The organism is Bacillus sp. V59.32b, from assembly GCF_003429085.1.
Classification (GTDB): Bacteria; Bacillota; Bacilli; order Bacillales; family DSM-1321; genus Peribacillus.
Genome location: NZ_QVTC01000057.1, coordinates 1 through 13024, shown reverse-complemented (window position 1 = coordinate 13024; position 13024 = coordinate 1). Strand labels below are relative to the sequence as shown.

Genomic DNA, 13024 nt, shown 5'->3' with positions numbered 1-13024 from the left:
AATTTATTTCCCTCTTCATGAAAAATATGGTATTTTAAGAAAAATAGTCCTTGAAGGAATAAGGGCTTTTCGAAAAATCCATAAACATTAATTATAACGCTCTCTACGCAGTAAAAAACTTTAACCAGAGGTGATTAGAAATGAAGGCAAAAGCGTTTATGATGGGATTCCTTACAGGTACAGTTATCGCCAGTGTGGCAACAATGCTTACCACACCTTCTTCCGGACAGCAGCTAAGAACAAGAATCAAAGATCAAAAAGAAGAAATGGCGGCAACACTCATCGAAGTGAAAGATCGTCTAATGGAAATTAAGAATGAGACAATGGAGGCCACGAATATAAGTAAAGATTCAATTCAAACCTTTATTGCTGACGTTAAGGTTCTGATTCAAAATTGGAAGCAAGAGATAGAACCTAATAAGCAGGAGTTAACCGAAAGAATCAGTAATATTGAAACAGCTATCGGCGAACTGGAGACAACCGCTGCAGCGTCTCCGATTATGAACAAGCCTGCTGACAAGTAGGTTGAACATCCGGGCAGACCGACCGATTCGCTCGTTACTGCCCGGAACTCTATTACATACAGACAATCGCACGAGTCCAGCATCCTTCTAAAGATGTAAAAATAGAACCTTTCTTAAAATTTCTAAAAATTTCGCAAATTTATCTTTATTAATTTTTACTTTATTGTCATAATAAAAGAGAGAATTTTTAAAAGTAGGTGAGCCAGTTCATGCAGGAGAAAAATTATTCTGTCAAAGATGCATTGATTTTCAGCCAGAGAGTTGCTCAATTGAGCAAAGCTTTGTGGAAAACCATTGAAAAAGATTGGCAGCAATGGATCAAACCATTCGATTTAAATATCAATGAGCATCATATATTGTGGATTGCTTACCATTTAAACGGGGCCTCTATCTCCGATGTTGCCAAATTTGGAGTTATGCATGTTTCCACCGCGTTTAATTTTTCGAAAAAATTAGAGGAACGCGGTCTTTTGGCTTTTTCAAAAAAAGAAAATGACAAAAGAAATACGTACATTGAAATTACTGAGGAAGGGGAAAACATCCTGCTCAGCTTGATGGAAACATATGATCCAGTTAACAACTCCGTTTTCTCCGGTGCTCTTCCCCTTCGTGACCTTTATGGAAAATTTCCTGAGATGATTGAAATGATGGCGGTTATCAGGAATATATACGGAGAAGATTTTATGGAAATCTTTGAACGGTCTTTTTCGAATATTGATGACCAATTTGCAGTTGAAGATGGCAAGATTCTAAAAAAAAAGATAGAAAAAGAAACTGAACCTGTTTAATCCTTTTCATAGGATGATATTTTCTTAGAACGCATTATCATACTCCTTGGTCCAGGCTTCTATAAATCCATAAAGCGGATAAACGTTTTCCGCTTTCTCGGCTACAAGTAATTGTTCATCTTTTCACATTCCCTTAATAAAATCTACATAATTTCCCCTTTTTTCTTCACCACTTATTTATTTTTGCAAACCCCTTCTAATAAGGAAAATTCCTATTGATTTTTTCTCTGATTCATCGTATGGTATGTAGGTATTTTATCTCCAAAGAATATGGCGCCTATGGAGGGCTGATTTCATCTTATGAATTGCTGGAAGTCCATCAACTTAACGAGACAGTACGGAAACCAGAAAATGTTTGCATTATCATTGTTAACGATGTTAATCTCCTTTGTCTCACTTTATACATTCATTAGTGTACTGTTTAAGGAAACTGTTTTTTACGATGATTATTCCATATTATTCACTATTTCCGTTTTATCCTTATACCCAGTCCATAAGTTATTGCATTACTTACCATTATCTTTGCATAGTGAAAAACTAAAAGCCGAGGTCCAATATAAATGGGGAATCGTACCTGTATGTAAAGTTAAAGTGGACAGCCTCATTTCAAAGCAGTTTTTTTTACTTGTGCTATTAATGCCTTTTATGGTCGTTTCAATAAGTTTGCTATTATGTGCGGTTGTATTTACACATTATGCCCATTATTTTACGATCCTGCTTTCCCTGCATGCCGGACTTTGTGTCTCAGACTTCATTTCTCTTAAAAACGTCATCGGCTCACCGGCCAGATCGTTTATCGAAGAAAATGAGGAAGGCTACGCAATCCTGATCAGAAGAGATTAAGCGCTCCAGCTGTCGGCAGCTTCTTTTCTTACTGTCCAAACAAATCCAAACTTTTATTCTATCTTTTTTAACCGATATTTGGTATCGTTAGTATACATGAATGTCGTCAGGAGGGATTCAGGAAGTGATTTCAATTTTTTTCATTCTTTTTTCATTCGTCATTCTATACAACATAAATAGACTGACTAATACTTTATGTCTTCAAAAAGAAATTCCTGAAGACCGGCAGCCAAAGGTATTCCGTACAATTAATATCTTAATTACAATCCTGCTATTATCTTCTTATATTGAGATATCCTTTACATAGGAATACGATTTATAAAAATCAAAAAAAGAAGCGCGGCCCGCGCTTCTTTTTTTGATGCCCCTATTAGAACCAGGAAGCTCCAATGATGACTAAGAGAATGAAAAGAACTACAAGCAAAGCGAAACCGCCGTTGTATCCACCGGACATTGTTTTTCCTCCTTCCTAAAGAAAGAAACTCCGTAACGTTCAAGCGCATTTATTCACCAGCAATAAGCCGCTCCCACGATTATTAATAAAATGAACAGTACCACTAATAAAGCAAAGCCATTGTTATAGCCTTCACTCATTTTACATACCTCCTTTATTATTTTCGTTACATCATATGTAAAGTCCCAGACTTTGGGTAGGTCATTCACCCATTTTTTAAAAATTTCATCCGCGAATATCATACACGATAATTATTTTTTTAAATGGGCCTGTTTTATGTTATAGTAGGTTTTGTGGATTTAATAACAAACACGAATATAAAAACAGGAGTTGTTTTTAATGAAGAAATTCGCATTATCGATCGCGGTAACAGCCGGGTTAATTGGATTGACTGCTTGCGGCGGAGGAGAAGCCGTTGTTGAAACAAAAGCTGGAGATATTACGCAAGATGAGCTATATAACGCAATGAAAGAAAGACATGGAGAACAAGTTTTGCAAGAGCTTGTGTATGAACAGGTTCTTTCCGAAAAATACAAGGTAACCGATGAAGAGTTGGATGAAAGAGTAGCGGATCTGAAAGCGCAAATGGGAGATCAATTCGAGATGGCCCTTATGCAAGCCGGCTATGAGGATGAAGAAGCTCTAAAACGTTCAATGAAAATCGGCGTGCTTCAAGAGAAAGCTGCCCTCAAAGACGTGAAGGTTACAGAGAAAGAAATGAAAGAACATTATGATACGCTTAAGCCTGAAGTTAACGCGAGACACATCCTTGTTAAAGATGAAAAAACAGCAAAAGAAGTAAAGCAAAAGCTGGACAAAGGTGAAAAATTCGAAGACCTAGCCAAGGAATACTCCCAGGATCCCGGATCTGTTGAAAAAGGCGGCGATTTAGGCTGGTTTGCAGGCGGCCAAATGGTTCCTGAATTTGAAGAGGCAACTTATGCTTTGAAAAAGAATGAAATAAGCGGTCCTGTAAAAACAGAAAATGGTTATCATATTATCCAGCTTCTTGATAAAAAGGAACTGGAGTCATATGAAAAGATGAAAAAAGAAATTGAACGTGATCTGAAAATGGCCAAGCTTGATGAAGCGGTAGTTCAAAAAGCAATGGATAGAGAATTAAAGAGCGCTGATGTCGAAGTGAAGGATAAAGATTTAGATAAAGCATTGGAGCCTGAAGCGGAAGCTGCTCCACAGGCTGCGCCACAGCAATAAACCATGTTCAGCAAAAGGACTGCCGGTTATCGGCAGTCCTTTTTTCGTTTGCTAGGCCGCGTATTAAGCCCCTTGCTGCATGTCATTCTTTTTCCTTTCCTTTTCTTCCTTCATTCTTTCGATATATTTTTGTCCTTCTTGTTCGATAAACTCATCTTCCACTTCTCTTTCCTGCCTCGCAGTTCTAACAGCCATGACGGCGCTCACGATTATTCCGGCCAAAACCGCCCAAATCCAAATTGGCATAAATTCTCTCCTTTCGGGAAGTCTGTCCCGTATGATTACTTAAGAATATGCCAGGATCAAAAAAATATGCCTCCTCTCTTTCACTCGAGAAGAAGCATATTTCATTAAAACTTCGGTTTATAAAATGACCGGTTTTCCAGGGCAAATACCCTCTCCGTAAACTCTCCCGGCTTCACTTTCTCAAGGGCGCGGTCCATCATATTGATCTTTGCGTCAATGTTATCAATATAGTGAAGCACTTCCGCTTCCCTTACGAGCGGAGGCTTCGGGCTTCCCCATTCAGCCTTGCCGTGATGGGACAGGACCAAATGCTGAAGAATCATGATTTCTTCGCCGTTTATGCTAAGCTCATCTGCCGCTTTGCCAATTTCATTTACCATGATCGTAATATGCCCGATCAAATTGCCTTCTACTGTATAAACGGTTGAAACAGGGCCTGATAACTCCATAACCTTTCCAAGGTCATGAAGAATAACGCCTGCATAAAGCAAATCCTTATCAAGCTTTGGATATAAATCAGCGATTGCTTTTGCCAAATCCAGCATACTTACGACATGATAGGCAAGGCCCGAGAAAAACTCATGGTGATTTTTCGTTGCTGCCGGAAAGGTCAGGAAATCGTCTTGGTATTTCTTCAGCAAATGTCTCGTAATTCGTTGTATATTCGGATTTCTCATTTCAAAAATAAATTGGGTGACTTTCTCCATCATTTCTTCCTGGCTTAATGGTGCCGTTTGGATCAAATCCGATATATTGATAGAATCCAATTCAGTAGTAAGACGAATCGTCCGGATTTTCAACTGGCTTCTGCCGCGATAATTCTGGATCTCTCCCTGAATCTTCACAGCACTTTCTCCCACAAAGCTTCTTTCGTCATCCTCTGACACATCCCAAAGCTTTGCTTCTATTTCTCCGGTTTTATCAGAAAGAATTAAAGTCAAGAAAGGCTTCCCGTTGCTGGCAACAGCCTTTGTACTGCTTTTAATATACATATATGTATCTATTGAATCACCAATTCCATAATGAATAATCCCTTTTTCCATACGTCTACCTCCGAATTCATTCAATAACAGCATTATACCATGACATTTTTCCGATATGTTAAAGAAAAGACAGCCTAATACAATCAGGCTGTCTGCTCCGCTGACAAATGTTCATTATTTAGATAATCCAAGGATTCGCTGCGGATCTTTCCAAACAGCTTATCATCAATGAACGGAATTAATCTTTCCGCAATATCCCAAGCGTTCCTTTCAATCTTGAATAATCTGTCACTGTCGTCTGAATGAAGCAGTTGATCGCTTAAGGATGGAAGTTCCAAGTCGAGCGCATGCCCAAGCTCATGGGCAAAGATAACCCACGTATACTCTTCCAAACGCTCAAGCGAGCCGAGCAATCTTTCACATTGAATCTCGATATCTTTTTTAAATAAAGTAATCGTATGCTTGCTAGGTGAATATTTCCCACCTACACATCTTGTGCCGGGAAATTCATTCTCTATGACAAGGTTTAACGAAGTATCATATTGGGTTAGAAACGCATATAAATCCATGAAAACACTCACTTTTTTCAATTTTTCTTTAATACTAACTATATATACGTTGCATTCAATATATTAGTATAGAAATTTCATTTTAGTAAAAATGTCTCAATTTGTATATAGTCCAACAGGCCTGCCATCCGGTCCAGAGTACGATTTAGCTCTGGACTTTATTATGCACTGCGTTGTTTTCTCTTTCTAGCACGGTTATTTGCCGGCTATTGAAGTGTTGCAGCAAATACTCATGACAGGTGAAAAAGATGACCTGCCGGGTTTCAGAAATTTTCTGCAGCAGCTTAGTCATATTAAGGGTACGGTTTCCATCAAAGTTAACAAAGCTGTCATCGATAAGAATCGGGAAGCCCTCATCCGGGAACATATGATGAGCCAGGGCTAATCGCAATGAAACATACACCTGTTCCGCCGTTCCGCGGCTCACCTCCCCCGCTTCGAAACGAAGCCCGTCAAAACGTTCCAAATAGAGGCCATCAACAGTCTCGCCAAATAAGATTCTTTTATATTCCCCATTGGTTAAAAAAGATAAATAGTCCTCCGCCTGAACAATCACCTTTGGCAGCCGCTCCCGTTTAAAGGTGGCAATCGTTTTGTCCAACAGGCTTTTTGCAAGGGCATACTTCGACCATTCTTTAGCTTCTTCATTGAAAGAAGCTTTTGCTTCATTAAATTGATGGAGCAGTGCACTATATGTGCCCCCCTCCTCCAGCTGTTTGATTTGATGCTTCACATCGGATAACCGCTCCAATAATACAGAATGTTCGCCCAGCAAGTCCTTTCTTTCCGTTTCAAGGGTTTCAACCGTATAATGGCTCACCTTCGAGTGTGAAAAGGCTTCGTAATCTTCTCGCTCAAGCGTGGCATTCTCAAGCTGAGCAGATACCAGAAGAAGATTGTTCTTTATTTTTTCCTTTTCCTCGGCAAGAATCGCTTTTCTTCGGAAATCCTCTTCCGTTTCCACGAGGGCTGACTGGAACAGCTGGTTCATTTCTGCCGTTAAAAATGCTGATTCTGAACGCAATCTTTCTGTTTCTGCCTCCTGCTGCTTCTTTTCTTGCGAGTATTGTTTGTGCTGTAATGATTGGTCCTGGTGCACGTTTTGGGCCTGTTTGATTTTGATCGTTGCTTCCCGCCAGTTTGCAGCTCGCAACCCAAGCTGTTCAGAAATGTTGAGCAGTTCTCGTTCTTGCTCAGTGATATCTTTAGTCAGCTGATTTAGCTCTTTCCATAGCTCTGTAGATTCCAAAGTGGCATGTTTTAAATTCACCAACATCTCCAGAACCGCTCCAGCATGGAAATCCTCCTTTGAATGCAATGGTATGTTCCACTTTTTCATGAGAGCTTCCAGTTCTTTATGGACTTCATTCCAGCTTGTTTCCCAGCTTTCCGATTCCTGTAATACCGCATCGAAAGCAGCTGTTCTATCTTTCAATTTGAAACTTTCGGCAAGCAGCTGCTGCTGGGTTTCCGTCTCTCTTTGCAAAAGGTGGCGAATGGAAGCTAGATGCTTGATTTGTCCTGAACTAGCCTGCTGTTCGTATTCCCTTTTCTTATTTTCGGCTTCAGCCAATTGTTGCTTTAAATCCAACAGCACGTCATTTTTATTGATAAAGAAACGTGATACGACCGCAATGACAGCGAATAAGACAGAAACTGTCCCTAAAAGGAACTGTCCGCCTATCCAGGCATAAACCGTTATTCCCAGACAGATCATTGCAAGCAAGGTCGTCATCATATTGATTCTCTTTTGATTGCCTTGTTTTTTCGAGGCCGCCTGGGCATGTTTTTTTGTCAACTCGGCGATTTGTTCTTCCAGGATTTCTTTTTTCAGGCTTGCATAGCTTTCATTTCTTTGCGAACTTTCTTCCCTCTCCAGCCGCTTTCTTTCTTCATCCGGAAGGCGGCTTTCTGTAAGCTCCTTTATTCTTGCTTCCGTTAGTTCAAGGCGTTTTTTTTCCTGTTTATACTTCTCATCGATTCGAACGCGCTCACTCTTCAATCGATGCTTTTCCCGTTCAAGCTCTTTTACTTTTTCAGTTGTAAATGTGCTTGTATCCAGCTTCATGATTTCTTCATCTGGCATGTCCATGTTCAAATCGTTCTTATATTTTTGCTTTTCTCTTTGTTTTGAATGAAGAGTTTGTTCAAGCTTGTTTTTTTCTATGTGCATATTTTCCAGAAAAGGTGCTTTCTCAAGAACTACTGCGACTTTTTCTTTGTTGGCAGTTAAGTATGGAGAAATGTTCAGTTCTTTTATGTTAAATTCGTTTTCCTGCTTTTTCTGCTCCAAAGCGGAAAGCTGGGCATTATTTGGTATTTTCAGGGCAAGAAGCTGTTCAAGCCGCTTAATGCCGTCGATTGGAAAAGGCACATCGCCGAATTCGGACAGCCTTGCCTGCAATGTCTGTTTTTCTTCAAAAAGCGGCTGGGTTCTCAGAAACTCCTGGTATTTCCAGAGTATGCCTTCGTTCTTTGCGACTTTATTTTTCAACTCGGAAAGTTCAGCTTCTGTCTCTATTTGCTTTAGCTTGAGCTCTGTGTAGATGCGCTGTTCCTCGTCTGATTTTTTCAGTCTTGCTTGCATATCCTTCAGCTGATTCATCCTTACATTTAAGGTCGGCTTTTGCCCGGAAGGCTTAAAGCGGGCATCTAGTTCCTTTTGCAGCCTGTTTTCGGCTTCGAGCAGCTTATCATTGCCGATCATTCCGGCAGACAGCAGGTATTTCCCAAGGGTCGCTTCGCTTATGCTTTGCACGCCGTGAAGCCCCTGTAAATCGAAGGAGAACACAGATTGAAAGTAGCTTTTGTCCATACCCTGCAATATTTTTTTAATATCCTCTTCCGTTCCGATCGATCCATTTTCAAAAGTAATCGTTACGTCTCCAGTCGCTTTTCCCTTGACTCTCTCAATGCTCACCTCGCCGAAAAGATCGGAATGCAGCAAGATTCTTCCGCCGTATTTCGCATTCAGTTTAGGTTCATAACGCCGTTCGGATTGGACCTTAGTTGGAAAGCCGAATAATAGGCTATGAACGAATGACATGATCGTTGTCTTTCCTGACTCATTTTCCCCGAAAAAAATCTGCAGCTGTCCGAGATCAGTGAATCTCTTGTTTTCAAGCTTGCCATATCCGTACACATGCAATTCCTTGATTTTCACTTATGAACCTCCCTTCCTCGCGTCATCTTGAAACAACTGCATAATGAGCCTTTGTGAATCACTGATAAGCTCCGCATTTTCTTCTTCACTCAGCGGTTCAAGGAATTTCCGCGCCTCTCTATGCTTATATAAATGGCCCAATGCATCATCCATACCCTCAAAGTCGGCGGCAAGTGTAAATAGTTCACCAAGAAACGGATTCTCTGACATACTCTTCATCGTATTCAGTAAACCATTTTCGATTCTTACCCGATGCGGCCAGACAAAGGCCGCTTTTTCATCCTCATCCTCCTGCAGGCTTTCCAGGAGTCCTTCAAGAAGATCCTCGGTGAATAAAGAAGGATTATCGTGATTCTCAATATCAAGCACCAACTCCAGCAAAAATGCTTGATCCTCGGATCGGATCTGTTCGAGATGATCCCAGCAATCATTGAGTATTTCATCGAACTCTCTATCGCCGTTTATATTGATTTTTACCGAATCCCAGACAATCGGGCTCGTTTCAATGAAATGATACTCAGTCAATCCGTTATCGATTGTCACTAAATAGCAGCCTTTTGCTCCAGTTTCTTTCCTGTTTCTTCCCTGGATGTTTCCCGGATAGATTGCTGGTGGATATTCTGTCACGATTTGTCTCTTATGTATATGGCCAAGCGCCCAATAGTTAAAATCCTGTATCGCCAAATCATTCGGCGAAAAGGGGGCATATGGGCTGTGCTCCGAGTTTCCCTCCAGATTGCCGTGCAAAAGCCCGATATGATAATCGGCATCATCCTGCTTTTTGTACTGTGTAATAATCCGCTCGGAAACATGCCTTTTCGGGTAGCTATAGCCATAAATATTGACTTTGGTCCCATCCTGCTTCCGAAATGGCTTTACTTCCGGTTTCGACTGGAAAACATGCACATTATCCGGCAAATTCACATGTACCCATGAACCGTCTAAATGGTCATGGTTGCCATGAATCATATACACCGGAATCCGGTGTTCCTTTAATCTTTCCATCTCTTTACGAAAGCGCACCTGTGTACGAAGGCTGCGGTTTTCAAGATCATAGATATCTCCGGCCAGCAGCATAAAGTCAACACGATGGAAAATTGCAGCATCAATCATTTTTTGAAACGCCCGAAACGAACTTTCCCTCAGCTGTTCGATGATAAATCCCGGCAAATTTTTCAACCCCGCAAAAGGACTGTCCAAATGCAGATCAGCACCATGTATAAAAACAATTTTGCCCACGTCCCGATTCACTCCCCTTTTGTCCAGTCCGACAATCTTCTAATCTAAAAATATTTTAACACAAGTAAAGAAAGGTGACAGGGACCCCCATAAAAACGATGGTCCCTGTCACCATAAATGAGTGCATGGTCTAACTCTCAAATAATATTGTTGTTTTATTAAATTCATTTATGATTAAACATATCATTAAAGGACCGTTAATTGTCTTTGCCTTGAATTTTCTTTAACGTGGAATGGATATTATTAAGGGTTAATAAAATAAATCCCAGCATAACAAATGTTACTACTTCTCCTGTGAAAAATGAGATGATCCCTAATACTAAAGCATAAAAACCGTAGTACAAATACATGTTTGCATCCTCCGCTCATTTATCAAAGACCTATTCACAAATGCGAATAGGTCTCCTGAGTTCGTTTACTATTTAATTTGCAGGGCTTTCTTTATGTCTCTATAGGATTTGGAGCTTCCATACATAAGAACACCGCCGCGGTATACTTTCCCTCCGAAAATCCCAAGTACTACAATGGTAATGACCAGAATCCCGATACTGAGCGCGATTTGCCAAAAAGGAACCGAAATCATGCCGACCCGCAGGAACATAATCATTGGGCTGAAAAATGGAATGAATGAAGTTCCGGTGATGAAGCTGGATGTCGGATCGTTAAGTCCATACATCGCGATAAAGAAGCCGACCATGACAAGAATAGTCAACGGTGCAATCATCGGCTGCACATCCTCCACCCTGCTGACCATCGAGCCAAGGAAAGCAGCGAGGGTCGCGTACAGGAAGTAACCGAGCAAGAAAAAGATGATCGCATAGATGATCGTTGAAATGCTTGTATTGCCGAAACCTAAGTAAGTAAAGAGCCCTTCATTCATATCATTCATGTTTTGTTTGATAAACACATAGCCTACTGCGATAATTAATGACAATTGAGTGATGCTTAACAAGGCAATCCCAAGGATTTTCGCAAACATCTGTTGAACAGGCGGCACGCTGGAAACGAGGATTTCCATCACCCTTGACGTTTTCTCCATGGCCACTTCATTTGCAATCATGCTGGCATACATGATGACATTGAAGTAGATGAAAAATACAATGATGTAGACAAGACCACGGGCCTGGTCCAACTCTTCTTCGGTTTTGGCACTTTTCTCAAGCGCAACTTTTTCAAAGGCGGCCGGCGCATTCAATGCCGTCAGTTGTTCCGGTGTCAGCTTCAGTTCTCCTGCCGTCAGATTGTTCTTCACGCTGTTCAAGGCCATTAATAGGTCATTGCTAATAGTAGAATCCGAGATCGAATTCGCCTTATAGGTACCTTTCAACTTTTCGGTTGGATGATTCTCTATGATCAGATAGCCTGTAAGTTTATCATTATTTATTAGTTTCCTGGCCGAAGCTTCATCCTCAATCGGCCTAAGCTCTACACCGTTATTAATTGCCTGCATCTGCCCTTCTAGCTGATCATACAAGATTCCAGTTTGATCGATCACTCCGATATGGTCCTTTTCTTCTTTATCAAAATAATCGATAATCTTTGTCAAATTCGCCAGCCCTACAATTAACAAAAGTGTGATGATTGTAGATACAATGTACGACTTCGTTTTTAACTTTGAAACATATGTATGGAACAATACAATGAAAAACTTATTCATATGTGGTCCCCACCTTTTCTATGAAAATATCATTCAAGGAAGGCTCCTGAAGCTCGAATTTCCTGACAAACCCTCTCGGCACCAATTCACGGAGGATATTCTCGGCAACGTCTTCTCCGGTGACTTGAAGGACTCTGCCCTCTGTTGTTGTCTTCGATTTCGTAACACCCGGGAATTCATCCAGGAACGCTAAATCAAAATCTGCGTGAACCGCAACATTTTTCTTGCCAAAACTGCGTTTGATTTCCTTCAGTTTCCCTGCTACCACCGGACTTCCCCTATGCATGATACATAAATTCTCACACAGCTCTTCGACATGTTCCATCCGGTGGCTGGAGAAGACGATTGTCGTCCCTTTTTCACGTAAATCAATCACAGCTTCTTTAAGCAATTCTACGTTTACCGGGTCCAGTCCGCTGAATGGCTCATCAAGGATTAGCAACTTAGGTTTATGTATCACCGAGGTAATGAACTGGATTTTCTGCTGATTTCCTTTTGATAGCTCTTCAACCTTCTTATCCATATATTCAGGGACTTTGAAACGCTCGAGCCAGTATCCCAGTTCTTTCACTGCCGCCGCCTTCTCCATTCCCCTTAATCTCGCAAGATAGACGACCTGGTCCCGGACCTTCAATTTTGGATATAAACCGCGTTCTTCAGGCAGATAGCCGATGATCGGGCTCGTTGAATAATTAATAGGTTTGCCGTTCCAGGTTATTTCACCCTCCGTTGGGTCTAAAAGACCAAGAATCATCCGGAAGGTTGTTGTTTTCCCGGCTCCGTTTGCCCCTAAGAAGCCAAACATTTCTTTTTCGGCAATCGTGAAATTTAAAGAGTCAACAGCTGTAAAGTTTCCAAATTTTTTCGTAACATGGTTAATTTGAAGCGCCACTCGTCTTCCCCCTTTATCCAGGATGTTCATTTTTACATAACAGTTAAAGTATACCAGTACTTAAAGTATGGCTGCAAAAATACTTTTAATTTAATGAATATTATGTAAAAATAATATAAAGTCGATTCATGAAGATCTACTACAAACTACACTATTAAAAAGGAGTTATAATTATGAGCAGAATTTATAAGTTAACCGTATTTGAACCATCTGGAGAAAAACTGCTGGACGAATCATTTCAGGCTGAATCGGATGACCAAGCAAAAGACTTGGGCGGGAATTTACTAAAAGAAAAAAATTATGAAGACAAAACACATCGCTGCACTTCACCTGCTGGAAAATTGATTCTTTTCCATCGTTAATGTAAGCGTAAACAAAAGAGGCCGGCGGTTTTAAAATGTACCCTATAGTGTAGACACTTTGAAAAAAGGTCTCTCTATAGGGTGCATTT

At 40.6% G+C, this 13024-nt stretch carries 16 protein-coding genes; 6 read left to right on the top strand and 10 right to left on the bottom strand.

Annotation, left to right across the window (positions count from 1 at the left end; translation table 11 throughout):
• Positions 1-140 precede the first annotated feature (140 nt).
• The 4 genes from D0463_RS13470 (at position 141) to D0463_RS19935 (ending at position 2462) form a co-directional block, all read left to right on the top strand.
• A complete protein-coding gene (locus D0463_RS13470; RefSeq protein WP_117307911.1) occupies positions 141-524 on the top strand; it encodes a YtxH domain-containing protein in 384 nt (127 codons plus the stop codon).
• Between the two features lie 209 nt (positions 525-733).
• A complete protein-coding gene (locus D0463_RS13465) occupies positions 734-1312 on the top strand; it encodes an HTH-type transcriptional regulator Hpr (protein WP_117307910.1) in 579 nt (192 codons plus the stop codon).
• A 300-nt stretch (positions 1313-1612) separates the two neighbouring features.
• Positions 1613-2155, top strand: a complete 543-nt coding sequence (locus D0463_RS13460) for a DUF3267 domain-containing protein (RefSeq protein WP_117307909.1) — start codon at positions 1613-1615, stop codon at positions 2153-2155.
• Between the two features lie 100 nt (positions 2156-2255).
• Positions 2256-2462 carry a hypothetical protein gene (locus D0463_RS19935; protein ID WP_367946587.1) on the top strand — a complete coding sequence of 69 codons (207 nt, stop codon included), beginning with the start codon at positions 2256-2258 and terminating at the stop codon, positions 2460-2462.
• Positions 2463-2525: 63 nt separating this feature from the next.
• On the opposite strand, the gene D0463_RS13450 is transcribed toward D0463_RS19935, so the two are convergent.
• Positions 2526-2609 carry a YjcZ family sporulation protein gene (locus D0463_RS13450; protein WP_117307907.1) on the bottom strand — a complete coding sequence of 28 codons (84 nt, stop codon included), beginning with the start codon at positions 2607-2609 and terminating at the stop codon, positions 2526-2528.
• A 53-nt stretch (positions 2610-2662) separates the two neighbouring features.
• Positions 2663-2749, bottom strand: coding sequence for a YjcZ family sporulation protein (locus tag D0463_RS13445; protein WP_117307906.1), 87 nt, complete (start codon positions 2747-2749; stop codon positions 2663-2665).
• A gap of 199 nt (positions 2750-2948) precedes the next feature.
• Here D0463_RS13445 and D0463_RS13440 point away from each other — a divergent pair, with 199 nt between their 5' ends.
• Positions 2949-3824 carry a peptidylprolyl isomerase gene (locus D0463_RS13440; protein WP_117307905.1) on the top strand — a complete coding sequence of 292 codons (876 nt, stop codon included), beginning with the start codon at positions 2949-2951 and terminating at the stop codon, positions 3822-3824.
• A gap of 63 nt (positions 3825-3887) precedes the next feature.
• On the opposite strand, the gene D0463_RS13435 is transcribed toward D0463_RS13440, so the two are convergent.
• From D0463_RS13435 to D0463_RS13405, 8 genes are all read right to left on the bottom strand, one after another.
• A complete protein-coding gene (locus D0463_RS13435) occupies positions 3888-4070 on the bottom strand; it encodes a sporulation YhaL family protein (RefSeq protein ID WP_117307904.1) in 183 nt (60 codons plus the stop codon).
• 104 nt (positions 4071-4174) lie between these two features.
• Positions 4175-5113, bottom strand: coding sequence for a 3'-5' exoribonuclease YhaM (gene yhaM / locus D0463_RS13430; RefSeq protein ID WP_117307903.1), 939 nt, complete (start codon positions 5111-5113; stop codon positions 4175-4177).
• 83 nt (positions 5114-5196) lie between these two features.
• On the bottom strand, positions 5197-5622 hold the full coding sequence (locus tag D0463_RS13425; RefSeq protein WP_117307902.1) for a hypothetical protein: 426 nt from the start codon (positions 5620-5622) through the stop codon (positions 5197-5199).
• 145 nt (positions 5623-5767) lie between these two features.
• The gene (locus D0463_RS13420) at positions 5768-8785 is read right to left on the bottom strand and encodes an ATP-binding protein (protein ID WP_117307901.1); all 3018 of its coding nucleotides are present in this window, start codon (positions 8783-8785) and stop codon (positions 5768-5770) included.
• Entirely contained in the window at positions 8786-10024 is a 1239-nt protein-coding gene (locus D0463_RS13415; protein ID WP_160118437.1) for a metallophosphoesterase family protein, read from the bottom strand.
• Positions 10025-10221: 197 nt separating this feature from the next.
• Positions 10222-10374 carry a hypothetical protein gene (locus D0463_RS19640; RefSeq protein ID WP_174234329.1) on the bottom strand — a complete coding sequence of 51 codons (153 nt, stop codon included), beginning with the start codon at positions 10372-10374 and terminating at the stop codon, positions 10222-10224.
• Positions 10375-10442: 68 nt separating this feature from the next.
• The gene (locus D0463_RS13410) at positions 10443-11681 is read right to left on the bottom strand and encodes an ABC transporter permease (protein WP_117307899.1); all 1239 of its coding nucleotides are present in this window, start codon (positions 11679-11681) and stop codon (positions 10443-10445) included.
• The gene (locus D0463_RS13405; protein ID WP_117307898.1) at positions 11674-12573 is read right to left on the bottom strand and encodes an ABC transporter ATP-binding protein; all 900 of its coding nucleotides are present in this window, start codon (positions 12571-12573) and stop codon (positions 11674-11676) included. The genes D0463_RS13410 and D0463_RS13405 overlap by 8 nt, the downstream gene beginning before the upstream one ends.
• A gap of 173 nt (positions 12574-12746) precedes the next feature.
• Here D0463_RS13405 and D0463_RS13400 point away from each other — a divergent pair, with 173 nt between their 5' ends.
• On the top strand, positions 12747-12935 hold the full coding sequence (locus D0463_RS13400) for a YhzD family protein (RefSeq protein ID WP_117307897.1): 189 nt from the start codon (positions 12747-12749) through the stop codon (positions 12933-12935).
• The last annotated feature ends 89 nt before the right edge of the window (positions 12936-13024 follow it).